This is a genomic window from Nostoc sp. ATCC 53789, assembly GCF_009873495.1.
Taxonomy (GTDB): Bacteria; Cyanobacteriota; Cyanobacteriia; order Cyanobacteriales; family Nostocaceae; genus Nostoc; species Nostoc muscorum_A.
The window spans coordinates 5,856,271-5,879,349 of record NZ_CP046703.1; the positions used below are offsets into that span (position 1 = coordinate 5,856,271).

At 43.7% G+C, this 23,079-nt stretch carries 17 protein-coding genes, 11 tRNA genes and 1 pseudogene; 8 read left to right on the forward strand and 21 right to left on the reverse strand.

Features of this window, described 5'->3' with window-relative positions:
* The first annotated feature begins 565 nt into the window (after positions 1-565).
* Positions 566-1,735 (forward strand): homocysteine biosynthesis protein, encoded by a 1,170-nt coding sequence (locus GJB62_RS24115; protein WP_114084048.1) that lies wholly within the window; start codon positions 566-568, stop codon positions 1,733-1,735.
* 133 nt (positions 1,736-1,868) lie between these two features.
* Here the strand turns inward: GJB62_RS24115 and GJB62_RS24120 are convergent, their stop codons facing one another.
* The gene (locus tag GJB62_RS24120) at positions 1,869-2,900 is read right to left on the reverse strand and encodes a hypothetical protein (protein WP_114084049.1); all 1,032 of its coding nucleotides are present in this window, start codon (positions 2,898-2,900) and stop codon (positions 1,869-1,871) included.
* A 378-nt stretch (positions 2,901-3,278) separates the two neighbouring features.
* On the opposite strand from GJB62_RS24120, the gene GJB62_RS24125 reads away from it, so the two are divergent.
* On the forward strand, positions 3,279-4,175 hold the full coding sequence (locus GJB62_RS24125) for a tetratricopeptide repeat protein (protein WP_114084063.1): 897 nt from the start codon (positions 3,279-3,281) through the stop codon (positions 4,173-4,175).
* Positions 4,176-4,258: 83 nt separating this feature from the next.
* Here the strand turns inward: GJB62_RS24125 and GJB62_RS24130 are convergent, their stop codons facing one another.
* From GJB62_RS24130 to GJB62_RS24140, 3 genes are all read right to left on the reverse strand, one after another.
* Positions 4,259-4,879: a TMEM165/GDT1 family protein gene (locus tag GJB62_RS24130; RefSeq protein WP_114084050.1), complete on the reverse strand. Its 621-nt coding sequence runs from the start codon at positions 4,877-4,879 to the stop codon at positions 4,259-4,261.
* Between the two features lie 312 nt (positions 4,880-5,191).
* Positions 5,192-7,363: an ELWxxDGT repeat protein gene (locus tag GJB62_RS24135; RefSeq protein ID WP_114084051.1), complete on the reverse strand. Its 2,172-nt coding sequence runs from the start codon at positions 7,361-7,363 to the stop codon at positions 5,192-5,194.
* Positions 7,364-8,187: 824 nt separating this feature from the next.
* A complete protein-coding gene (locus GJB62_RS24140) occupies positions 8,188-9,150 on the reverse strand; it encodes a protochlorophyllide reductase (RefSeq protein ID WP_114084052.1) in 963 nt (320 codons plus the stop codon).
* Between the two features lie 248 nt (positions 9,151-9,398).
* Here GJB62_RS24140 and GJB62_RS24145 point away from each other — a divergent pair, with 248 nt between their 5' ends.
* The 3 genes from GJB62_RS24145 to GJB62_RS24155 all read left to right on the forward strand — a co-directional run bounded on the left by GJB62_RS24145 (position 9,399) and on the right by GJB62_RS24155 (position 10,439).
* Positions 9,399-9,944, forward strand: coding sequence for a hypothetical protein (locus GJB62_RS24145; protein ID WP_245245990.1), 546 nt, complete (start codon positions 9,399-9,401; stop codon positions 9,942-9,944).
* Positions 9,945-10,031: 87 nt separating this feature from the next.
* The gene (locus tag GJB62_RS24150) at positions 10,032-10,223 is read left to right on the forward strand and encodes a hypothetical protein (RefSeq protein WP_114084054.1); all 192 of its coding nucleotides are present in this window, start codon (positions 10,032-10,034) and stop codon (positions 10,221-10,223) included.
* A 39-nt stretch (positions 10,224-10,262) separates the two neighbouring features.
* On the forward strand, positions 10,263-10,439 hold the full coding sequence (locus GJB62_RS24155) for a hypothetical protein (RefSeq protein ID WP_340089726.1): 177 nt from the start codon (positions 10,263-10,265) through the stop codon (positions 10,437-10,439).
* A gap of 82 nt (positions 10,440-10,521) precedes the next feature.
* Here GJB62_RS24155 and GJB62_RS24160 read toward each other — a convergent pair whose 3' ends face one another.
* The gene (locus GJB62_RS24160; RefSeq protein WP_114084055.1) at positions 10,522-12,249 is read right to left on the reverse strand and encodes a succinate dehydrogenase/fumarate reductase flavoprotein subunit; all 1,728 of its coding nucleotides are present in this window, start codon (positions 12,247-12,249) and stop codon (positions 10,522-10,524) included.
* A gap of 177 nt (positions 12,250-12,426) precedes the next feature.
* Positions 12,427-12,744 carry a hypothetical protein gene (locus GJB62_RS24165; protein ID WP_114084056.1) on the reverse strand — a complete coding sequence of 106 codons (318 nt, stop codon included), beginning with the start codon at positions 12,742-12,744 and terminating at the stop codon, positions 12,427-12,429.
* A gap of 436 nt (positions 12,745-13,180) precedes the next feature.
* On the opposite strand from GJB62_RS24165, the gene GJB62_RS24170 reads away from it, so the two are divergent.
* Positions 13,181-14,026 carry a hypothetical protein gene (locus tag GJB62_RS24170; protein ID WP_114084057.1) on the forward strand — a complete coding sequence of 282 codons (846 nt, stop codon included), beginning with the start codon at positions 13,181-13,183 and terminating at the stop codon, positions 14,024-14,026.
* A 63-nt stretch (positions 14,027-14,089) separates the two neighbouring features.
* Here GJB62_RS24170 and GJB62_RS24175 read toward each other — a convergent pair whose 3' ends face one another.
* The 4 genes from GJB62_RS24175 to pds form a co-directional block, all read right to left on the reverse strand.
* Positions 14,090-15,412, reverse strand: coding sequence for an ABC transporter substrate-binding protein (locus GJB62_RS24175; RefSeq protein WP_114084058.1), 1,323 nt, complete (start codon positions 15,410-15,412; stop codon positions 14,090-14,092).
* Positions 15,413-15,594: 182 nt separating this feature from the next.
* Positions 15,595-15,686 (reverse strand) — tRNA-Ser (locus GJB62_RS24180).
* A gap of 126 nt (positions 15,687-15,812) precedes the next feature.
* Positions 15,813-16,745: a 15-cis-phytoene synthase CrtB gene (gene crtB, locus GJB62_RS24185; protein ID WP_012409300.1), complete on the reverse strand. Its 933-nt coding sequence runs from the start codon at positions 16,743-16,745 to the stop codon at positions 15,813-15,815.
* Positions 16,729-18,168 (reverse strand): 15-cis-phytoene desaturase, encoded by a 1,440-nt coding sequence (gene pds, locus GJB62_RS24190; RefSeq protein WP_114084059.1) that lies wholly within the window; start codon positions 18,166-18,168, stop codon positions 16,729-16,731. Before pds ends, crtB begins: the two co-directional genes overlap by 17 nt.
* Before the next feature lie 362 nt (positions 18,169-18,530).
* Here pds and nagZ point away from each other — a divergent pair, with 362 nt between their 5' ends.
* Positions 18,531-19,619: a beta-N-acetylhexosaminidase gene (gene nagZ, locus GJB62_RS24195; protein ID WP_114084060.1), complete on the forward strand. Its 1,089-nt coding sequence runs from the start codon at positions 18,531-18,533 to the stop codon at positions 19,617-19,619.
* A gap of 102 nt (positions 19,620-19,721) precedes the next feature.
* On the opposite strand, the gene GJB62_RS24200 is transcribed toward nagZ, so the two are convergent.
* Positions 19,722-19,792 (reverse strand) — tRNA-Lys (locus GJB62_RS24200).
* A gap of 244 nt (positions 19,793-20,036) precedes the next feature.
* On the opposite strand from GJB62_RS24200, the pseudogene GJB62_RS24205 reads away from it, so the two are divergent.
* Positions 20,037-21,112, forward strand: a pseudogene (locus GJB62_RS24205) (IS1634 family transposase).
* A 181-nt stretch (positions 21,113-21,293) separates the two neighbouring features.
* Here the strand turns inward: GJB62_RS24205 and GJB62_RS24210 are convergent.
* From GJB62_RS24210 to GJB62_RS24255, 10 genes are all read right to left on the reverse strand, one after another.
* A tRNA-Thr gene (locus GJB62_RS24210) sits at positions 21,294-21,366 on the reverse strand.
* Between the two features lie 8 nt (positions 21,367-21,374).
* Positions 21,375-21,455: transfer RNA gene (locus tag GJB62_RS24215), tRNA-Met, on the reverse strand.
* An 11-nt stretch (positions 21,456-21,466) separates the two neighbouring features.
* Positions 21,467-21,541: transfer RNA gene (locus tag GJB62_RS24220), tRNA-Leu, on the reverse strand.
* Positions 21,542-21,566: 25 nt separating this feature from the next.
* Positions 21,567-22,448, reverse strand: a complete 882-nt coding sequence (locus tag GJB62_RS37595) for an HNH endonuclease signature motif containing protein (RefSeq protein WP_181852894.1) — start codon at positions 22,446-22,448, stop codon at positions 21,567-21,569.
* 63 nt (positions 22,449-22,511) lie between these two features.
* A tRNA-Gln gene (locus GJB62_RS24230) sits at positions 22,512-22,587 on the reverse strand.
* Positions 22,588-22,592: 5 nt separating this feature from the next.
* Positions 22,593-22,667: transfer RNA gene (locus GJB62_RS24235), tRNA-Asn, on the reverse strand.
* Positions 22,668-22,673: 6 nt separating this feature from the next.
* A tRNA-OTHER gene (locus GJB62_RS24240) sits at positions 22,674-22,771 on the reverse strand.
* A gap of 25 nt (positions 22,772-22,796) precedes the next feature.
* Positions 22,797-22,871 (reverse strand) — tRNA-Arg (locus tag GJB62_RS24245).
* A gap of 4 nt (positions 22,872-22,875) precedes the next feature.
* Positions 22,876-22,965: transfer RNA gene (locus GJB62_RS24250), tRNA-Ser, on the reverse strand.
* A 4-nt stretch (positions 22,966-22,969) separates the two neighbouring features.
* Positions 22,970-23,071, reverse strand: a tRNA-Tyr gene (locus GJB62_RS24255).
* Positions 23,072-23,079 lie beyond the last annotated feature (8 nt).

Sequence of the window (23,079 nt, forward strand, 5' to 3'; positions counted from 1 at the left end):
CTGAATTCTGTTTCGATAAAATGAATAGCAATAAATAGAATTAATTGTGCTGAGTGGGTAGAAGTCAGGACAACTTCGCAAATATATAGAGTTCTAACTTTTGCTTAGACATCCCTTGTATAACTGTTCTCAAGTAGCTTCTCCCTTAGCAAAACCTTCTAGCATCTACTATTAGCTCCCATTTTGTGATTGACTAGTTGGCTGAGATTCTTTACAAAAGCCAGAAATGTTTCTTTCTGTTCACGTAAAATTATCTAGATTCAGCAAGTCTAATTAATCCTAACCATACATACATTTGATTGATAATGCAATGCTTTCTTGATAGTAATTTTACGTAGCTCGTCAAATATTTTTGATACAATTTACGTGCTTGTCCCAAAAAATATATGATTTGGACTTTGCAATAGTCGAATTGTTTTTGGTGAATTTTAAGCCTATCGGGGGTGTTAAGCTGTCGTATCGAGATTGGCAGACAACTATTTCGACAGGAAATTATGCAAGATTCTCTGATTTATCAAGATATCCTTCAGAGAGGAAGATAGCAGGAAGCGCTAGCACTGATAAGATGCGAACAATTGCAGAAATTAACGAGAAAATCATCCGCCAACGTGCGGTAGTGTTGACAACTGAAGAGTTAAAAGCACGAGTTGTAGAAATTGGTGTTACTAAAGCGGCTAAAGAAGTTGATGTAATTACCACTGGTACGTTTGAGCCGATGGAATCAAGCGGTGCAATTATCAATCTCGGACACACTGACCCTCCGATCAAAATTCGTCGTTGCTGGTTAGATGGCGTACCAGCATACTCTGGTTTTGGAGCAGTAGATTTATATTTGGGTGCGAGTTGTGCTGTGGAGACGACAGACGGAGAAGAAGTCCGAGAACGTGGCGGCGGTCATGTAATCGAAGATTTGATCGCTGGTAAAGCTATACATGTAAAAGCGCAAGGACAAGTAACAGATTGTTACCCCAGAGCAAGTTTTGAGACTACAGTTACCCGTGAAACGATAAATCAGTTTTATTTATTCAATCCACGTAATCTTTATCAAAATTTTATTGTTGGTGTAAATGGTGGCGATCGCCCCCTGTTCACCTATCTGGGCCCTTTACAACCGCGTTTGGGGAATGCCGTTTACTCTAATCCCGGTGCTATTTCCCCCTTACTCAACGATCCTGATTTGCAACTCGTTGGTATAGGGACTCGAATTTTTTTAGGTGGCGGTATTGGTTATGTCGCCTGGGAAGGCACTCAGCACTTCCCCTTACAAAAACGTTTAGCTAATCGTACACCAATTGGGCCTTCTGCGACTTTAGCTTTAATTGGTGATGCCAAACAAATGGATGCTCATTGGGTGCGGGGTTGTTACTTTAAAAGTTATGGTCCCTCATTGATGTTAGGGGTTGGTGTACCACTCCCCGTATTAAATGAACAAGTAGTGGAACACTGCGCTGTACAAGATAAAGACTTAGTAGCCCCAATAGTAGATTTTTCCATTCCCCGACGCGTTCGTCCCACTTTTGGTTTGGTGAGTTATGCCCAACTCAAATCTGGGAGGATCACTATTGAGGGCAAAGCTGTACGCTCTGCCCCCTTAGCGAGTTTGTTTTTTTCTAGGCAAGTCGCCCTAGAGTTGAAAAAATGGATCGAAGCAGGGACGTTTACCCTCACAGAGCCAGTTTCTCCAATTCCGATGGAGCGATCTTTTCTACCCCAAGACCGTCGAACGGATTTTTGATCTTGGGGAATGGGGCAGGGGGAATGGGGCAGGGAGCAGGGGGGACAAGGGGACAAGAGGTGAGAACTTGAAACAAGTTTTTCTCCTTGTCCCCAAGTCCTCTTCTCAATTCCCCCTGCCCCATTCCCAATTCTTACTCTTGAGTCGGTTTCGGTCGCTTGATGGGTTTAGGAGCAGGCGTTTTTGGTATAGGTTTTGACACCACAGAGGTGTCTCCGCCTGTGCCTGTTTTCTTGATGGGACGTGGAGTTTCGCCGCTGCGTCTGGGGGGGAATGGTCTTCTACCACCAGCACCAGCACCAGCACCACCGCCAGCACGAGGGCCACCTCTGAATGGTGGTTTGCGTTTTTTGGGCAAGTCAGCGATCGCTTCAGCTTTTTCTACGATCAAAACATCAGCTTCTCGCTTGGCTTGGAAATCCCAGAACTTTCCTACTGCTTTGGTGGTCAGGACACCCCTCAATTTCAATTTGAAATACTTGGGTTTATCAGTTGGTTTGCGTGCAGCCTGCCTAATTTTGACTACCAAACTCTTAGCGTCAAAAGATTGGTATACTACTTCACCACGAACAGAAAAACCACCATCAGCTACTTCTGATGAGGGGATCGTGGGAATTGTGCTTAATTCAGAATTTTCGGATAAGCCATCATCAACTGTCTGTGACTCTTGCAACTCTAAATCTGATTCGTCCTCATCTGTTGAGCTTTTAGCCAGATTTTCTGGCTCCCAAACTCCAACGATTTGGATGTGCAAGGTGTCATTTTCTTGTCTTGTACGTGGATATACTACCCACAAATGTTCTTTTTCTAAGTCTAGATGATTCTTGACTAAGCTCATAATCCGCCCTAGGAGGACGGCATTGAGTTCTACACCATCTGTGGTTAGTAGCGTACCTTGAGTAAATTGTTCGCTGCTAGCATGATAGCGACCCCGGACTAATCCGATCGCTCGGTACTGCATCGGTTCGCTGGGAGGCGGAATCGGTTGCTGTCGATTGACTAAGTTCCCATTTGAGTCAGTCTCGCTGGGGTTGACAGGCGAATTTTCAAGTTTAGAGGGCTTGGGTACTATGTGAACATTAGAGGCAGCCTCTATGTTATTTGAGCCTTGGTTAGAGGCAGAAGAATTGGAGGATTCAGGCAACGGCATCAGGTCGGAATTCATAAAAACTCCTTGCGGCGGAGACACATCCCATTGTGGGATTTTATAAAGGTAGCTGGAAAGAGCATTTGTGCGATTGATGAAAGTATATTTGCTTTTCACAAATCCACACTAGGGTACTCTACACAATCCTAAAGGCGCTAAATTTAGTGTTTGTACATTAAACGTGTAATTTAGCGCCTTTACACTAGTTTCGGAAGCATATCATAGCTACAATTCTGACGGCTCCTCCTAAAGTCATCACTTACTTTAGCAGTGTAAATAGTTAATTGTTATAAAATTCACAGGCAATTGGCGATATTCCGCAAAGTTTTGGAAATTTATAACTTTACGATTTGTGTAAATGATAATGTCATTAGAGTTCAGGAGAAAGACAAAACTGTGTCTCAACCACGCAATCGCTGGATAGTTCAAGTCGTATTGGCGCTGGCAGTTCTTGCTTTTGTGGGTGTTTCGGTGATTCCCATAATTGGAGCATTTAATAATACGCCACCCTCAAACCAGAATACCGCTAGCACCAGAGGCACTTTGCCCTCTGCTGACCAAAAATCAAAATTGGAAGATGAAGTACGGGGTTATGAACTGGTTTTGCAAAGGGAACCAGAAAATCAGACTGCGCTTAAGGGCTTATTGCAAGCGCGTCTACAACTACTGAGTCAAAAAGAAAAAAGTGAGGTTAAACCAGCTGATATCCAAGTTGTCATTGAACCCCTGGAAAAGCTAGCCAAGCTAAATCCCGAACAGTCAGAATATTCAGTGCTACTAGCTCAAGCTAAACAGCAAATAGGCGATCGCGAAGGAGCTGCTCAAGCTTATCGCACAATTTTGTCTACAAAACCTGGCGATTTGAAGGCTTTGCAAGGAATGGTGGCTTTGTTAATCAGTCAGCAACGCCCGGAAGCAGCTATTGGTTTGCTGCAAGAAACCCTCTCGAAAGCAGCCCAAGCAAATACAATTCAGCCTGGAAGTGTAGATACAGTAGCCGTGCAGGTGTTGTTAGGTTCTGTTCATGCTTCCCAGAAACGCTACGCTCAAGCTAGCTCTGTATATGACCAGGCAATTAAGAAAGATCCTAAAGATTTTCGCCCCGTTGTGGCAAAAGCGATGCTCTTGAAACAACAGGGCAAAGACGCAGATGCAAAACCCTTATTTGATAGTGCCGCAGCTTTAGCACCTGCTCAGTACAAAGACGAAATTAAAAAGGCAGGAATGACTTCCCCCATTCCTAATTCGGCCGTATCTCCCGCCGCGCCTTCATTGAAAAGTACTCCGAAGTAATGGGAATTGGGAAGAGGACTTGGGGACAAGGGGAAAGACTTGTTTCAAGTTCTCACCTCTTGTCCCCTTGTCCCCAATTCTCCTTATGCTCCTTCAATGGCAGCTACGACACCAAAGACTAAAAACAGACATCCGCCAACAAAGGTGAGTTGACGCTCAGAAATGCGTCCGGCAATCATTTTGCCACCAATAACTGCGATCGCAGCACAAATGGCATGTCCTAAAATTGCACCTATTGTCACTCCAATGGGATTATTACCTGCGGCTAGGGCAATAGTGGCAATTTGCGTGCGATCTCCCCACTCTGCCATAAATGTCAATATAAAGGCTTCTATGACAATTGCTAAGGAAGTCTTTTTCTTTGGTAACTCCAAATCTGCTTTTTTCACCGCAGCTTCGGCTTCTTCTATAACTTCCGTATCACAAGCAGCCGAAGACATCTTACTCGCGTCATATAACAGCTTGATACCAAAGGCAAGAAACAAAAATATTTCGGCGTAATGAATATAAGCTTTTGGCAATAAAGATACCGCTTGTCCAAATAGCACCGAAAGGATGGTCATCGCAGCCAAAGCAGCTGTCACACCTATAAATACCAGCCGCCGTGGGTGGTGCATTGCCAAAATCACAGCAATAAAAAATGTTTTATCGCCTAATTCGGAAACTGTAATTAATAATAAACCTGCGGTAAAAGCTGTTAACACTCTCTCAAGCTCCTGAAGAATCCTTTACCGATGTGAAGCTTGATGAGAACCAAAAGACCTCACCAAGTTTACACTTTTCGGTGTGAACTTAGTGAAGGTCTCGCTTTCAAATATTTATTATTCGCCATCTGAACCAGGCTCATCGCCAGTATGTTGATTCAGATGTACTGGCTTTCAAGTTTTTTTGCCAGCAGCTACTCCCCTTCTATGCAAAATGTATTATACATTTTTTGCAAGAATAAGTCAAGAGTAGGGAATGGAGAGCCATCACATGTGATTTGTATTATCTGTCTCTACCAATACTTGCTTTGGTTAGGCAATCACAGTAATATTTTCACTAGTAAGCAACGCTTGATTCGAGAATTGCGCTATCTGAACTTGTGCTGTACCACCAACGCCATCTTGATCAAAGAATAGGTTCCCCGTAGTTTGATCATAGATGAAGCGATCGCCTGCGGTTGTCGCACTAGTCCCAAGTTGGAATAAGCTCGAATCAAGTATTGTATCCTGAGATTGCCCCAGTCCAAATTCTGCTTTGGAAACTAAGATAGTATCATCTCCAACAGTAAAACCAGTGATGATATCATAGTTTCCAGTCAGGGGATAAGTCAGCTTGAAACTATCTTGACCACTTCCACCAGTGACTACATCGTTTGGGGTATCGTTAATATCATTGACTACGATTGCGATCGCTTCCTCGTAGAATAAGCCGCCCTGATCTGTAGTGCGTAAACGGATGTTGTAGCTATTCTTGGTTTCGTAGTCGGGTGAGACATTAATTTGTAACTCGTTACCTACAATTGTGAAGACGCTGTTATCGGTGCTGTCTATACCTGAAACTAAAGTGTAAGTGTGGGTGTCGTCTGGATCAGCGTCAATGGTGCTAAAGTTGCCAATTACTGTGTTGGCAGGAACATTCTCGTCAACACTAGTGTTACTCAGGCTCAGGTCAGTGGGAGTATTGTTCAGGTCAAGCTGAAAAAGTTCTTGCCCAGTGTTCCCATTGTCTGCAAAAAAGTAGAGCTTGCCATTGATGTAAGTGAGGTTGTTAGGGTAAGAGCTACTTGTGCCAGAGAACATATCCTTGACGCAGACGGTACCAGCCTCAGTGCCATCACTCTTCCACAGTTCAGTTCCCCCACTGCTGTCGGAGGCGCTGAAGTAGAGCGTGCCATTGACATTGGTCAGATTTTGCGGATTTGAGCTACCACTACCAGAGACAATATCCTTAACGCGAACAGTACCATCTTCCGTACCATCACTCTTCCACAGTTCATTGCCCCCACTCATGTCAGTGCCTCTGAAGTAGAGCGTGCCATTGACATTGGTCAGATTTTGCGGATTTGAGCTACCTGTACCAGAGAAAATATCCTTGACGCGGACAGTACCAGATTCTGTACCATCACTCTTCCACAGTTCGTTGCCGCCACTATTGTCGGTTGCAACGAAGTACAACGTGCCATTAATATTGGTCAGATTTTGCGCGTAAGAGCTACCCTTACCAGAGAAGATATCCTTGACGCGGACAGTACCAGATTCTGTACCATCACTCTTCCATAATTCCCGGCCTCCACTGCTGTCGGTTGCACTAAAGTATAGTGTGCCGTTGACATTGGTCAGATTTTGGGGATTTGAGCTACCTGTACCAGAGACAATATCCTTGACGCGGACAGTACCATCTTCCGTGCCATCACTCTTCCATAGTTCTCGACCCCCACTGCTGTTGGTGGCAACGAAGTACAGCGTGCCGTTGATATTCGTCAGAAAGTTAGGGTCAGAGCCACTCATACCAGAGAAGATATCCTTGACGCGGACAGTACCAGCTTCAGTACCATCACTTTTCCATAATTCATTGCCCCCACTGCTGTCGGAAGCACTGAAATAGAGCGTGCCGTTGACATTAGTCAAATTTTGCGGATTTGAGCTACCACTACCAGAGAAGATATCCTTGACGCGGACAGTACCATTTTCCGTGCCATCACTCTTCCATAGTTCATTACCTCCACTACCGTCGGTGGCTCTAAAGTACAGCGTGTCATTGACATTTGTCAGAAAATACGGGTCAGAAGAGACTGTGGCAGTATTAATATCTTTAACGCGGACAGTACCATCCTCCGTGCCATCACTCTTCCACAGTTCACTACCCTCACTGCTGTTAGTAGCTCTGAAATAGAGCGTGCCGTTTACATTGGTCAGATTTTGCGGATTAGAGCTACCCGTACCAGAGAAGATATCCTTGACGCGGACAGTACCAGCTTCAGTACCATCACTCTTCCATAGTTCATTGCCGCCATTGCTGTCAGTAGCACTGAAATACAGCGTACCGTCGACATTAGTCAGAGAGTTAGGATTTGAGCTACCCGTACCAGAGAAAATATCTTTGACGGGGACAGTACCAGCCTCAGTGCCGTCACTTTTCCACAGTTCAGTTCCCCCATTACTGTCGATGGCACTGAAGTACAGTGTGCCATTAACATTGGTCAAAAAGCTAGGGTTAGAGCTACCAGTAACAGAGAAGATATCCTTGACACGGACAGTACCAGCTTCAGTACCATCACTCTTCCACAGTTCAGTTCCCCCACTGCTGCCATAAACGTTTTTCCTTAAACCTTTGGATAAAAATCACAAGCGAAATCAGGCGTTGGTTGAATGCTCCTGTTTCTTGCTTGCAAGTATGCGCTCATCGAATGCCTTAGCTTCGCTTTTTTACAATTAAACAGCCTCAGTAAAGATGTGGAATTTGATCAACAAAGAAATTAGAAGTCAGGAGCGTTAATTAACAAGAAAGTTAAGCAACTGGCAAATGAATCAAAGGGTTTAAGATCCTCTACTTTAGTGGTCTTCAATGGCAGTACTGAATCCTTGCATTAATTGATTCTGAATTCTTTCTTTATATAAAGATATAAAGCCAATCTATTAGGGGATCAAATCCGTGAGCCTCTAGTAGAGAATGTTTTTTGACTGGAAATCCTAATCTAGGAAGTACTGTGATATAGCCATTCTCTAAAATGCTATATACAATAGGGACAAATTAACGCGATCGTAATTCGTAATAGTCCTATGAAAAATGCACTTTTTGCTAAGTCAGAACTCATCATATAATTAATCTTCTTTGTTTTTATTGAAGATTATGTCAGAGTTATAGCTTACACAAAAAAGTGGCAATTAAACAAAGTTATTAATCAATTCAAAGGTGATTATTAAGTCACCTCAAGCATTTTTAGCCTGGACATAATGCTCATTTATTTAAAAAAGTGGATCGATAAATAGATAAATTATGTCCAAGGTTAAAGCCAAATTCTATCCCATCAAGCCAGTCCAACCAACTTAGCACTTAGTTGCCACATGCGATCGCCTTTGTCGTCATCACGAGCTTGAGGAGAAACCTTTTGAACAAAGGATTTACCATCTTCCTTCTGGCGATTTCCCCAACTCCAATACACACCGGATTGATTGTACTCAGGATCGGCAACCACCGCCGCAACTCGTTCTCCCGCCAACTCCTGAGACACATATCCCTTGGTGATGTACTTCTGGAATAATGGGAAGATTTTCTGAAACAGGGGATAGTGGTTTCTAAATAATGGCGTTTCTGCAACACATCCTGGATAGAGAGAGTTGAAGACGATACCAGTTGACTCGTGATAGCGCTGATGCAGTTCCCGCATTGTCAGCACGTTACAAACCTTGCTGTCTTTGTAAGCTTTGACTGGTTCAAATTTCTTGCCATCAATCATTGAGATCGGGTCTTTAAACCCTTCTGCAAAGCCCTGCAAATCGCCCAAGTCTGGACGCGGCGGAATCTTTCCACCCAGTTCGTCTGGATTGTGGGTAACAGTTCCCAAAATTACGAGCCTTGGCTCTGAAGATGACTTCTTCAGATCCTCTAGCATCAGGTTACACAAAAGGAAATGTCCCAGGTGATTTGTGGTGACAGTTAGCTCGTAACCTTCTGGACTGCGTAAAGGCTCCTTTATTAAGGGCATATAAATTGCGGCGTTGCACACCAAAGCGTCTAGGGAGTGTCCGCTTGCTCGAAAGTTATTCACAAATTGTCGAACGCTATCCAAAGAGCCAAGATCGATATGCATGATAGTGTAGCTGCCCTGATGCGGGATTCCCACAGATTGGGCTGCCAGTTGAGCTTTGGCTACATCCCTACAGGCCATCACTACATACCATCCCCTTTCAGCAAGAGCCTTGGCAGCGTACAAACCGACCCCTGAAGAGGCACCTGTGATTACAACCGTTGACTTCCTATCCTGTACCATTCTATTCAGACTCTGTTAATCACCTTTTTCTCTCTTCAGGATTTTACATCACTGAGTCACCACCTCTGTTATGGTTGGCGATCGCTTCTCACTTAGCTTGATTGAGTTTCTCTATTGAATATAAAGCGTTTTCAACTTCTGGTCGTAGCGGAAAACCTGGATGGACTGATACAGATTAGAAAGTAACTGGCATTGCAAATATATTTGTGTTACACATAAATATAGAGAAAGTAAATACACAAGGATATATGATGCCAGTTATCAGAATACCTGATCCCATTTACAAAAGGCTCCAAGCCCTGGCTGTCCCTTTCGAGGATACACCCATCACTGTTATTGAGAAGTTATTGAATGAATATGAGGCGCGTTACCAGCCTCAACAAATTTTTGAAACCGAGAATTATAAAATTCTTGAACCTGATACTCCAAGTAATTTGCACTATACCAGAGTGCTTCGAGCCGTAATTGGTAGTCAGGAAATTCATCAACCGAACTGGAATAAGATTGTCGATGCAGCACACGAAATGGCTATTCGACAAGGATTTTCTGTAGAGGAACTCATGAAGCTAACCCTTGCCCATATTGTTAAGGGTGAAAAAATTAATTCTGGTTTTCACTACTTGCCAGAGGTAAATATTTCGATACAAGGTGTAGATTCAAATCTTGCTTGGCGTAACACTTTGCACTTAATGAAGAATTTTAAAATGCCAATTGAAATATATTTTGAGTGGCGTGACAAAGAGGGAGCAGCGTATCCCGGTGAGAAGGGGAAGTTAATTTGGAATGCTAAATAGGATGTGAGAATCACAACTATAAGAGCATCGCTGGATGGGTTTATATGATTAAATTTGTTACATATAAATTTATAAATAGAAAAATTCATGGACGAGCTACAACCAAGAGTAGAACAGCTACAATCCTTATATAGACTTTGCCATCAGCTTACAAATGTGATGTTCCAGCCGATTCACATCGTGCGATTAGATGAACGATCGCTCAATATATTTATATTAGCTGGGCAAGATGAAGGAATAGAGCTAGAAATTAAGCCAGATGGTAGTATAGAACCATGAATGTAGTATAGAACTATGAATCAGGTAAACTATACAGCAATGAGCGACCAAGAGCTAAAGAGTTATTTTCTCACCCACAAGGATGATAAGGAAGCCTTTTATGCTTACATGGATAGACGAAAATCTCGTCATCGTGATGCTGCAATACAATTAAATGATCCAGCTTGGGAAGAAAAGATAATAGCTGTGATTCAGAAACAATTAGGTTCCGATTGATAACTTAATCATTTCATATTTTTAATCGAGGTAGACAAACTTTTTGTAGTCCCCTCGATTTCCTATATAAATTTACCTTTAGCTAATACTTCCGCTCTTTTGGCTCAAACATAGTAATCGCCACCGGACGATATTGAATGTCAATTCCGGCTGGTGAATAGTAAGCCATTGTGTGTTTCAGAAAGTTTGTATCATCTCGCTCGGAATAATCTTCGCGGAAATGAGCGCCCCGACTTTCTTGCCGATTCAGCGCTGATGCCAAAATCGTCTGTCCCACTATCATCAAACTTCGCAATTCTAAAGCTTCCACGAGTTCTGTATTCCAGCAACTACCTTTATCATCTAAATAAATTTGTGGATATTGCTGTTGGATTTCTGCTAGTTTGTGCAACCCTTCACTCATTAATGCCTCAGTGCGGAAAACGCCACAGTAATCAGTCATACAATCCTGGAAGGCTTGACGGACTTGGTTAATGCGATACTCTCCTGGTTGTTCCAGCAAAGCTTGAATTTCTTGCTGGGCTTGCGTTACATAGCGTTGCTCATCTACAGAGGGCAACTTACGTTTTTGGACGAATTTGGCGATCGCAGCCCCAGTTCTCTTGCCATAAACGACACATTCCAGCAAAGAGTTACTACCAAGGCGGTTCGCACCATGTACGGAAACACAAGATGTTTCGCCAGCCGCAAAGAAAGCATCAACTAAACCATCACCACTACTGCGGACTTGCCCATCAGTATTAACTGGAATACCACCCATACAATAGTGAATTGTTGGGCGGACTGGCATCGGTTGAGTTACCGCGTCAACACCTACTAAGCGGTGTGCTTCTTCCCAACAGAAGGGGACGCGACTCATAATTTTTTCTTTACCCAAATGGCGGAGATCCAAATAGACAAAGGGGCCACCAGCGCTACCGTCGAGATGAATACCACGACCTGCGCGAATTTCGTAAGCGATCGCTCGTGAGGTAATATCACGAGGAGCTAGTTCCATGCGACTGGGGGCATAGTTCGCCATAAAGCGATCGCCTTCACTATTAATCAGATACGCCCCTTCACCCCGTACCGCTTCTGAAATTAGCACCCCTACCGGATATAAACCAGTGGGATGAAACTGGACAAATTCCATATCTTCGAGGGGTAAACCTGCGATCGCAGTCATTGCTAAACCATCACCTGAAGAGGCGTAATCATTAGAGGTAGTATTATAAACCCGACCATAGCCTCCAGTGGCAAACATCACCGCCTTGGCTCGCACCACCTCTATATGTCCATCCAAAAGATGGAACATCACCACTCCTTTCGCCTCATTCTCTTCCAAAATGAGACGCATCACATACCATTCTTCATAAACTTGCACACCATAACGCCGCAAATTGTTAACCAATTCGTGCAAAATCGCGTGACCAGTCTTATCGGCAGCATAACAAGTGCGGTTGTGGGAATGTCCGCCAAAAGCTCGTTGGGCAATGCGACCATCGGGTAAGCGAGAGAACAAAACGCCTAGATGTTCCAAATCAATTACCACATCTGGCGCTTCTTGGGTGAGAATTGCTACAGCATCTTGGTCTGCCAAATAATCAGAACCCTTGACAGTATCAAAAGCATGTGCTTCCCAACTATCTTGAGAATCAACATTTTTTAGCGACGCAGCCATACCACCTTGAGCCGCCACCGAATGAGAACGAATTGGGTGTGTTTTCGCAACCACAGCAATATTTAAACTAGGATCAGTGCGAGCAATTTCCACCGCCGCACGACATCCCGCCAATCCACCCCCAACAATAATTACATCGTGTTCCAGCATAATTAGTCCCCTGATTGCAAAGCACTGCTGTTCTATTGTAGAGATGTGATTAATCAGGCAGTGCGTTGCGATCGCTGTGGCATCTCTACAAAAAAATTCCCTGCCTATAGACAGGGATGTTATTACAAATTTTTAAATTAAAAGCGAAGAGTTAGGTCTTCATTCCTAATTTTCTCTTTAGCTAGCTGCTTGCACAGGTTGTTGCTGAGACACATTACCTGGTATGGGTTCCATTTTAGTTCCCGGCCCTACAGGAGTGACTTCAATATGATTTAACAAGGTCGTGACAAACGCAAACAACAAGAAAGGTAGCGATAGCAGAACGACCAAACCCGCAGTTGCTAAAGCGTACACAGGACGCTTCGCACCCATCAGCGCCAAGGCAGATGCCAAACTTAGGGTAATTGTAATTAACCAAACAATTATTTGACCGTAGATATCACCAAAAGTCAGCGTACAGACAAACCGATACTTTTGAATATTATTTCCGCTCATCACATTTGCCTCAAGTCTCTCCTATATAGGTTCTACGTTAGAACCATGTTTGCTTTGTAGACAATTTCTAAATATTTTTGCAAAATTCGTAATATTGCTTCACAATTCACTTTTTTTGTTACAAACCGCAATTCATAGTCCTGCATGGCGTAAATAGACCAAGCATACTCGACGGTAAGCCCTTTTCCTATATCTCCACGTTCCCTGTACTACGGTGTATACATAAGTCCTAAAAACCTAGTTTTGTAGGGTGTCTTATCCCGTAGGTTAACGCACTATTCTAGATTTTTGGTGTGTTATGACCATAGATAGATCCAGCAAAGTAAGGATGTGAAATCCGATTTTTTGGTGTTAAATTTTGAGTATTGCCGGAATTTGTTGACTTAAATCAACAAAAATCTTTATTTTTCGTGGCAATGTTGTTTTAGGAGTGAACGTGAATACTATTTTTCTTCGTAAAGGTGTTTTTTGGTTGCCAGGTATAGCTGCTCTTGTAGTTCTGAGTAGCAGCTTATCTGCAAGTGCCCAGACAGTAGACAAGGTAAGCAGTCAGGCATTAACTGACTCTTCCGCAACCGTAGCGTCTCCCAATGAGTTTAGTACAGAACTAGACGCTGTAAGCCAAAATCTTTCTACAGAAACAACTGAAACATTTACAGCCACAAATTTAGCTGAGGTACAGCAGAGCCAAAATCCTGTAATACAGCAAAACGCCAGTGTAACGTCTACACCAATTCCAGGGACAGTGGCAACCTCGTCTGCGACTCTCACCTCTGAGTTTGTCCAACCGACTTCTCAAACGACTGCTCAACCAGCTGCTACCAAAGTGGCGCAATCGGATATTGATTTAGGCAGAACAACCCGTGGTGGCAGTAGCTATATTGGCGTTGCTGCTAACATTGGTTTGAGTGGTGATGGTAGCTCGTCTTTGGGCGATGGTAACTTCGCCGTAGTTAGTAAAGTCGGACTGACAAATTCTATATCGGTACGTCCCTCAGCCGTATTTGGCGACAACACCACGATTTTGCTTCCGATCACCTACGATTTTACCTTCAAATCAGCAGATGCTTTTAGCGAACCGTTAGCGATCGCACCTTACGTTGGAGTTGGTGCAGCTTACAAAACTGGTAATGATTCGCAATTTGCCTTTTTGGTATCTGGTGGCATTGATGTGCCTCTAAGTCCTCAATTCACAGCAACAGCCTCTGTCAATGCGGGATTTTTCGATCAAACTGATGTTGGCTTATTGTTAGGAGTTGGTTATAACTTCACTGGATTATAAGAGTTAGGAGTTAAGAGCTATGAATGAAATATTACTAACTCTTAACTCCTAATTCCTAACTTTCTATTTAGGGGTAACTTTGTCAATTACCTTGATTTTTCCATCGTCTCCTACTGTCCAAACGTCATATACACCAACGACATCGCCGTTAGCATCAACATCTACGTTGCCGCTAGCTCCTTGATAGTTAATCTTTTTACCATCTTTCAGTAACTTCAGTCCCTCGCAGACATCGGTAACTTCTGTGCCAGGGCCATCAGCGACTTCACGAATTTTGCCAGCTATTCCAACGCCTGTATTTTCTTTAGCAGCTTGTGCTGCCAATGTCAATAAAGCAGCCGCATCCCAAGCTTGAGGGGCGTATTCCCCTGGTTCATTACCCTTTTTATCCTTCCACAGTTTGTTGAAAGCTGCTAATGCTTTACCATCGGAACCGGGTACTGTACCGATCGCTCCAGTTAAAATATATTTACCATCACTGCCTTTGCCAACTTGTTCTGGGAAAGTAGGTGATTTCACTCCATCTGTGAGGAGAATCTGCACTCCCTTAGCTACACCTTGCTGATACGCAGCTTTTAAAAACAGACTGCCAGTTTCGGCGTAAAGTACAGCTAGAACTGCATCTGGCTTACCAGCAAAGGCAGCCGCCGCTTCTGTATCAAATGTCTGCGCTTTCGGGTCGTAGCGGACAGGCTTATCTTTATTAACGATGGTTCCACCCAATTTTTCAAAAGTTTGCACAAATGCTTTTTCAAAGCCAACGCCATAGTCGTTATTAATCACGACTGTAGAAACTCGCTTGAAACCTTTTTTTCTGGCAAGTTGAGCTAAAGCTAGTGCTTGGTAGGTATCAGGGGGAGCAGTACGCGCCCAAAAGCCTTTAAAGTCGCCTTTTTGTGCTTTTTCAGTAAATACGGGACTGGTACTACCAGGGGAAACCAGCATGACTTTATTCGGCGTGGCAATGGAGACTGCGGCACTAGAAACGCTACTGGCAAAGGAACCAACTACACCTGCGACTTTATCTAAAGTTGCTAGTTTGGTCATACCGGCTGCACCAGCTTTCGGATCGGTTTGGTCGTCTACTTGCACCAAGTTAACTGGTTCACCATTCACCCCACCGCAAGCGTTGACCGTATCGACTAGTAAAGGGACAGAACCTAGCATCTGTTGTCCGACAGAAGCCAAATCGCCTGTTGTCGGTAGTAGGGAACCAATTTTTAGCCCTTTATCACTGCTTGTTGTAGTTGAGTTTGCTGCTGGGGTCGCACTACTTCCTGTGGTAGCTGTACCATTGGGGGTACTACTATCACCACAAGCCCCAACTAGGAATCCTGTTGCTATGGCAGCTAGACTCAAGGTTAAGGCGGCACTAATTTTTCTCATAAATCAATTTCACTCCTCAAATATTTAGGAGCCTAAAATTAAGATTCAAACTAAGTTTGTAAGTTAGTTGGATCTTATCAAGACTCCAAAGGATAAATCATATCATCCATCTTTGGGAGTAGAAATGTTTACGCCTACATTAGTTTACACAGAAAATATTCTGTGTATTAAAAGCTGGAAAACGGAGAGGGAGGGATTCGAACCCTCGGTACGGAGTTGCCTGCCGTACAACAGATTAGCAATCTGCCGCTTTCGACCACTCAGCCACCTCTCCTGACTCACGAATATCAATGTTATCAGACTTGCTCTTAAGAGTCAATAGTCATTTGTCATTTGTCATTAGCCGTTGGTTATTTATAAACCACTAAGGACTAAGGACTAGGGACAAATGACTGATTTTTTAAAGAACTTGCGATCGCATCCAAGCTAAGGGCAAGGTGCGTAACTTTTTCCACTGGGGAACGAAAGCCCGCCGACTGAACACATCGTAATCGTTGCGTTCAATCACCTCCAAAATCTGGCCGTACAGCATTGATGCTGCCCATACAGGCCAACGGGCATCGGATGCTAGATAAGTTATTCCCTGGTTTGACGTGGTATAGAATTGACGGGCCCGTTCAATTTGAAAGCGCATCAGCGCCCGCCAGCGATCATCTACCACACCTTTGAAGAAGTCTTGCTCGGTGTAGTTGAATTTTTCCAAGTCCTCAAGGGGAATGTAGATTCGCCCCCGTTTGGCATCTTCTCCCACATCCCGCAGGATGTTGGTGAGTTGATTGGCAATTCCCAGAGCGATCGCTTCTTCTGTGGGAAGATATGGTTGTTTGTTCTGATGCCACGGAGCGGTGTATAGGGTGCTATCTACACCCATTACTTCTGTTGACATTAAGCCAACAGTGCCAGCAACGCGGTAACAGTAGAGGTATAAATCCTCAAAGGTTTCATAACGACTGCGATATAAGTCCATACGCTGACCGGCAATCATATCCCGAAAGGGCTGAATGTCCATCGGAAAGCGCTGGAGGGTATCAACTAAAGCGACATCGTAATTTTCTAATGGTCGTCCCGCAAAAATCGATTCCAGCTGCTGTTCCCATAGGTCTAGGGTTTCTGGCGTGGTAATAGCAGATGCGGGCCCATCCACTAATTCATCTGTACGGCGACACCAAGCGTAAATTGACCAAATAGATTGACGTTTTACCGGACTCATGAGCAAAGTACCCAGGTAAAAAGTCTTGGCATACTTTGCTGTGAGATGTCGGCAAAGTTTGTATGACTCGTCTACAGAGACCAGCGTTTTCATGCGCGGGGGGGAATCAGGCAGTTGCAGCATTCGTTGCGGGCGGTCGGGTGAGCGTTTGCAGGTTTGAGGAATTTGCTACCGGGAGAGCCTCAGAAATTGCCTGCGCTGTCAGCTTACCAGAAAGTACGGCACCTTCCATACTGCCTAAGTAGCGTTGCATGGTATAACTTCCGGCGAGATAGAAGTTGGCAATGGGCGTAACTTGTGCGGGACGGTACTGTTGACGACCAGGGGTCGCTTTGTAAACTGAACGCGGCGTTTTCACCACATGAGATTTTAGCAACATTGCTGGATTGTCTCCCCCAAAGTGGTCTGGGAAAAGTTTTTCCAATTCAGCAAGCGTTGCAGCCACAATCTCCTCATCGGATTTGGCAATCCAATCTTTTGCCGGAGCTAGAACTAATTCCAGCATTGAGCGATTGGGGTTGGCGTATTCACGGCAGGTATTGCTCATATCAGCATAAACGCTTAGGAGGGGCGATCGCGAAAAAAGTAGGTGATCAATTTCTGTAAGTTTCCGGTCAAACCACAGATGGAGGTTAATCACTGGTACTCCTTCTAAACCTTCTAGCTTTTGAAAAAACTCCATCAGCTTCCAAGGTTTAGGCAACATCACCTTTAATGGGTCAACTGAAATGGCAGATACATACGAATCAGCTGTAATAACTTCATCTTCTGCCCCATTTAACCCTCGAATCAAGTATGCCTTCACCGTGCCATCGGCGTTGAGCAAAATTTCTTTCAAGGGGGCATTTAGCCGCACTTCTCCACCGCGTTCTGTAATGTAATCTACAATCGGGCTGCATAGACGTTCTGTGGGAGAACCATCTAAAAATGCAATCTTGGAGCCATATCGTTCTTGCAAAAAACGATTTAGTGCAGTTAAGAGAATCGTTGCGGAAACTTCATCAGGATTGATAAAGGTGAGTGCTTTACATGCGGCGATAAAAACGTCACTAGTTACCCGCTCATCAACACCTTGCCTTTTCAACCACTCTAAGAAGCTATATTTGTCCATCTCTTCGACATACTTCTGACCCCGAACCACTGCGGGAAGTAGACCAACGGCAAATCGAATCTTCTGCTCCCAAGTCAACATGTCTTTGTTGCGAAGAATCGATGCTATGACGTTGAAAGGAGATGGAATATCTGGAACATCAAAACGTGAGAGTCTTCCAGGCTTGTCTGGTTGATTAAAAATCAGTGTATGCTCTTTCCACTGGAGTCTATCTTCAATGCCCAACTCCTTGAGCAATTGGAGCATATTAGGATATGCCCCAAAGAAGGCGTGTAACCCGGTTTCGTACCAGTCGCCGTCAGAGTCTTTCCACGCCGCAACCAGACCACCCAGTACGTCCCGGCTTTCCAAGACAATGGGTGTGTGACCTGCGTCCGTGAGATATTTCGCGCAGGAAAGTCCTGCTAGTCCCGCTCCCGCGATCGCTACTCGCATTTAACCCTAATGCCCTTCAATATTTCTTAACGGTTTTATCGTTCTCATTATACGTTGCAATCTGTTACATTTGACGGTTATTGTGCGATCGCTTCCCCAAAAAACTTTGATCAAAGGGAATTTTACCTACGCACAACTGCCCAACAAAATTACTAATACCATTGTTGGCAATAGGTTTTAGCGAGTATTTTATCTAGATTTAGGTGAAGAAAATTTAACGAGACAAAAGTAATTCCTTTGACAGAAAATAGGTAATCTCAAAAGTAGTTGATTTCTTTGGGAATCCGTGCCTCTAAATCTGAGAAAATATCTAGGGTACTGGTTATAGATTGCTATTAAACACCTCAGTTAGGTAAAAGATTATGAGTGGTTCGCAGGAGCTAAAACACTTTGGAAATCACCTGATTTTAGGTATTTCCGGCACTACACTAAGCGATGATGATAAACGCGCACTCAGTGAATTAAAGCCGATTGGGGTGATATTTTTTGCTAAAAACTTTTTGGATGGCGCTCCATATCAAGTTTGGCTAGAAAGCTTCAAGGATTTAAACAGCCAGATACGAGAATATGCTGAACGTGATTCAATGTTTATGACTCTGGATCATGAAGGAGGTCGTGTCATTCGTACACCAATGCCAATTACGCGATTTCCTCACGCATTGTTGTTGCGATCGCACGCCCGCGAAGTAGCAAAAGCCACAGCTACAGAACTAAAATCACTGGGAATAAATTTATCTTGGGCTCCTGTAGCAGATGTTTTTTCCCATCCCCACAACCCTGTCATTGGGCCTCGTGCCTTCGGTAACACTCCCGAAATCGCCGCAAAAGATGCCCGTGAATACTACCTTGGACTTCAAGAATCAGGAATTTTGGGATGCGCCAAACACTTCCCTGGACATGGAGACACTAGCAAAGACTCTCACATTGAGCTACCAATACTGGATTTAACTTTAGAAGACCTGCGACTTCGAGAACTTGTACCTTTCAGAGCTTTAATCGAAGTACAGATACCTTTAATCATGACTGCCCATATTTTATTTCCTAGGATAGATGCAGATTTACCAGCAACGCTATCCGAGCCTATCCTCAAAACCATACTTAGGGAAGAACTTGGCTTTCAGGGAGTGGTTGTATCTGACGACTTGGATATGAAAGCGATCTCAGATATGTTTATGAAAGCTGGTACTGTGGCGCGATCGTTTCATGCAGGCTGTGACCTGTTCATTGTCTCGCGCAATATCAATTCATCATCTATTGAAAGAACTTATCAGATTGCTGAAGATTTCGTCGATTCTCTTAGCAAGGGTAGTTTAGACGAATCAGTAGTGGAAGCAGCCAGAGAAAGAATTGAGAAACTGCTGGCAGTAACACCGCAATATCCCATAGAAATTTTGGATAAAGATATACTATTGCAACATGCTCAATTAGCGATCGCTAGTTGCTATTCATAACCCAACCCGCATTCAAGTTGCATATTAGCGATTGCCAAAAGGCTAACTAAGATTGCATTTCTTAATTTTGAATTTTGAATTTTAAATTTTTAATTGTTTTAGTGGGTGGTATAGGGGTCGAACCTATTTCTGCGAGTTAAAAGCTCGCTGCACAGCCGATATGCCAACCACCCTAGTTAATTTAAGAAATGAGCAAGTGCGATCGTATATTTTTTACATCGCAAGCCCTACACCAACACTAGATATAAATCCACCAGGGAGGTACTGCCCCTCCTATTTCTGTGTTATCAGCACAGCGCCTCGCTTTTCGGCTCCAGGTGGAAAAAGAGGAAGATGGAGGAATCGAACCCAGATTCCGCAGGTGCGCTCGTAAATGCTGTATTTTTGAAAATGACCTAAATGCTGCATTTTAGAAGCATGACAGCATCATTAAATATCAGGGTACAGGATATTGACCACTGCGGCATAGTCGCAGGCATCTGTGATGAGATGAATTTAGTAGAACAAATTAACCGACTGCTGGGAACTCACTCTCAAGAAATCATCAGTGCAGGTCAAGTTGTAAAAGCAATGATTTTAAACGGATTAGGATTCGTGAGTGCGCCGTTATATTTGTTTGAAAAGTTTTTCGTAGGCAAAGCTACCGAGCATCTTTTAGGAGAAGGAATACGTCCAGAACACTTAAACGATGACCGTTTGGGTCGAGTATTGGACAAATTATATGAGGCGGGACTAACGAAAGTCAAGCCAGAAAAGAAGCTGACCTCAAGCAGTTGGAAAAACGTTTAATTAAAAAGTTATCAGTTGCCCAATCCGAACTTCGGCAGTTGTCAAACCAAGAATTTGCTTGCTCAAAAGATGCTCTGATTGCGGCACAACGGCTCAGTTCTAAGTTGCCCTTACACCAACTGGCTAATATCCAGGTTAAGGAAGTAAAAAAACATACTGGACGTGGTAGACCCAGTAAGGATGCTGCCCCTACCTTTTACTACCAAGTCGATGCCACGCTAGAACCCAAGGAAATAGCCATCGCCATCGAAACCAAACGCGCTGGAAGATTTATTTTAGCGACCAATGTCCTCGATGCCGAAGAACTCAGCGATGAAGATGTTTTACGTGAATATAAGGCACAGCAGTCTACTGAGCGTGGTTTCCGATTTCTCAAAGACCCTTTATTTTTTACTTCCAGTGTCTTTCTCAATTCGACTGAGCGAGTTGCCGCATTAGCAATGATTATGGGTTTGTGCTTGCTTGTTTATAGTCTGGGTCAAAGAGCTTTACGTCAAGCCTTAGAACGGGCAAAAAAAACTATTGATAATCAGTTGGGTAAACCAACTTCTACTCCCACCTTACGTTGGGTGTTCCAATGTTTTATGTCAATTCATTTGGTTACCGTCTCCCAAATCAAGCAAATTGCCAACTTAACCCATGAAAGGCAATGGATTCTTCAGTTTTTTGGCGCTCCTTGTCGAAAATATTATCTTCTTTCTTAACTAACCTGCGGAATGTGGGTTGTAAGGCACTTGCTCTACCGTTGAAGCTACAGGACTACGCAAGCGAGTGGAGGGAGTTGTTCTCGTAGCGTTCTCGTTCGCGGAGCGTCCCGGAGGGAAGAGTACACACGTACTGAGTATGGCGTACTCAGATGCTACCGATTACATCACACCCGCATCAAGCTGGTAACAGGAATTGAACCTGCAACCTACTGATTACAAGTCAGTTGCTCTGCCAATTGAGCTACACCAGCACTATTTTTGGTGACAGGGGCAAGGAAGGAGTCGAACCTGCCGATATTCAAGTTATGAGCCTGATGAGCCACCGTTGCTCTATCCCCGCATATTCACCAATACCCCTGACTGGATTTGAACCAGCATCCTCTTTACCCTAAATAAAGTGCCTCGTACCAATTGGGCTACAGGGGCAAAAATCAAAGAATATCAATCACATCTAAAGCTTGGAATATTGTTTTTTTGCCCAATAACCTCTAGGCGGTTTTTCAATACCGTAAGCTTTACACCATTTTTCCACCGCCTTGTCACTTACACCAAAATCTTTTGCTATTTGAGAAGTTGGTTTAGTCCAAATCATTTTTTCTAGTTTTTCTTTAGAAGGTCTTACAGTTTTTCTACAGGCTAATTTAGAACATTGCTGAGAACAGTAAGTATCTTGATCTGGGCTAGTTAGTAATTTGCCACAGTACGAGCAAGTTCCGTGTGCAAATTGACAACTATAAATGCCATCTCCATTGTTAATAAGTTGTCTTAGTACTAATGGTATTTTGTGCCAGCGATCGCGACTTTCTGCACTATCAAACACTAAGACGCTGATGAAACGCTCGTTAGCCTCAATCTCATTTATTGATTCTGCGAATTTTAACTTTCGCTCTAAATCTTTATGAGCCTTGCCTGCATGGTTATCAGTCAAAGCGTGACAGTTAGGACATAATAGTAGGAGATTTTCCAATCTATTGTCATGCCTATCTCCATTGATATGATGAAGCTCTAAAGGAATAGTACTATCAAGCCAAGTGTCAGTGTGACAAGACTCACACTTTGGAACTTTAATACCATCCCTAATGAGCTTGAGTTTCAAACTATGCGTCTGAATAGTTGACCCTTTGTAACAGTAATCACTTGCTGGCTTTAGCCTATTTGATTTGCGTCCTTGTCCACCTTTATTTCCTTTATAGACAATGTTCAATTTAGCTAGATAAAAGTCTAAAGTAAGAGGTTTGCAATTTAATTGACGACAAATAAAAGCTTTAGAACGATGATCGTCAATCCATTGCCTAATTTGTGCTTCTTTTTTTAGGATGTCATTTCTTCTCATACCTCCATATTATGTCATACGCACGTTATTTATTTTTTAATAAGTATGCCCTTAATTTTATGTTGGATGCAGGAATTGGGGTTGAACCAACCTCTCCTTGATTCAGAGTCAAGGCGACTTGCCAATCGTCCATCCTGCAATGAATGGCTGCCTCAGTAGGACTCGAACCTACAACCGCGCGGTTAACAGCCGCTTGCTCTACCATTGAGCTATGAGGCAACGAAGCCCCCCAGGTCGGAATCGAACCGACGACCTCCTGTTCTTGTCTTTCAGACACGCTACGCGAACAAACAGGCGCTAACTACCAACTGAGCTACCGAGGGATAGAAGAAGAGATCATGTAACGAGCGAGAGCGGAGGGAATCGAACCCTCAAATCTTCAGTTTCGTAGACTGAGATGTTATCCAGTTACACCACACTCTCAAAACGGAGAGAACAGGATTTGAACCTGCGACGGGTATTAATTACCCGCTTCCTCTTAGCAGGAGGACGCTTTTAGCCACTCAGCCACCTCTCCATAGTGGGTCGAGCAGGATTTGTAGATTGCTTCCCGCAGGGTACCTGCGTGCAAAAAAGAACAGTTTTACAGACTGTCGCCTTCAACCAGACTCGGCCACCGACCCATAAATCA

Coding starts and splice junctions, on each gene's coding strand:
- GJB62_RS24115 (WP_114084048.1), top strand. CDS start 566: ATGCGAACAATTGCAGAAATTAACGAGAAAATCATCCGCCAACGTGCG.
- GJB62_RS24120 (WP_114084049.1), bottom strand. CDS start 2,900: ATGAATTCCGACCTGATGCCGTTGCCTGAATCCTCCAATTCTTCTGCC.
- GJB62_RS24140 (WP_114084052.1), bottom strand. CDS start 9,150: ATGGTACAGGATAGGAAGTCAACGGTTGTAATCACAGGTGCCTCTTCA.
- GJB62_RS24145 (WP_245245990.1), top strand. CDS start 9,399: ATGATGCCAGTTATCAGAATACCTGATCCCATTTACAAAAGGCTCCAA.
- GJB62_RS24150 (WP_114084054.1), top strand. CDS start 10,032: ATGGACGAGCTACAACCAAGAGTAGAACAGCTACAATCCTTATATAGA.
- GJB62_RS24155 (WP_340089726.1), top strand. CDS start 10,263: ATGAGCGACCAAGAGCTAAAGAGTTATTTTCTCACCCACAAGGATGAT.
- GJB62_RS24160 (WP_114084055.1), bottom strand. CDS start 12,249: ATGCTGGAACACGATGTAATTATTGTTGGGGGTGGATTGGCGGGATGT.
- GJB62_RS24165 (WP_114084056.1), bottom strand. CDS start 12,744: ATGAGCGGAAATAATATTCAAAAGTATCGGTTTGTCTGTACGCTGACT.
- GJB62_RS24175 (WP_114084058.1), bottom strand. CDS start 15,412: ATGAGAAAAATTAGTGCCGCCTTAACCTTGAGTCTAGCTGCCATAGCA.
- crtB (WP_012409300.1), bottom strand. CDS start 16,745: ATGCTGCAACTGCCTGATTCCCCCCCGCGCATGAAAACGCTGGTCTCT.
- pds (WP_114084059.1), bottom strand. CDS start 18,168: ATGCGAGTAGCGATCGCGGGAGCGGGACTAGCAGGACTTTCCTGCGCG.
- nagZ (WP_114084060.1), top strand. CDS start 18,531: ATGAGTGGTTCGCAGGAGCTAAAACACTTTGGAAATCACCTGATTTTA.
- GJB62_RS37595 (WP_181852894.1), bottom strand. CDS start 22,448: ATGAGAAGAAATGACATCCTAAAAAAAGAAGCACAAATTAGGCAATGG.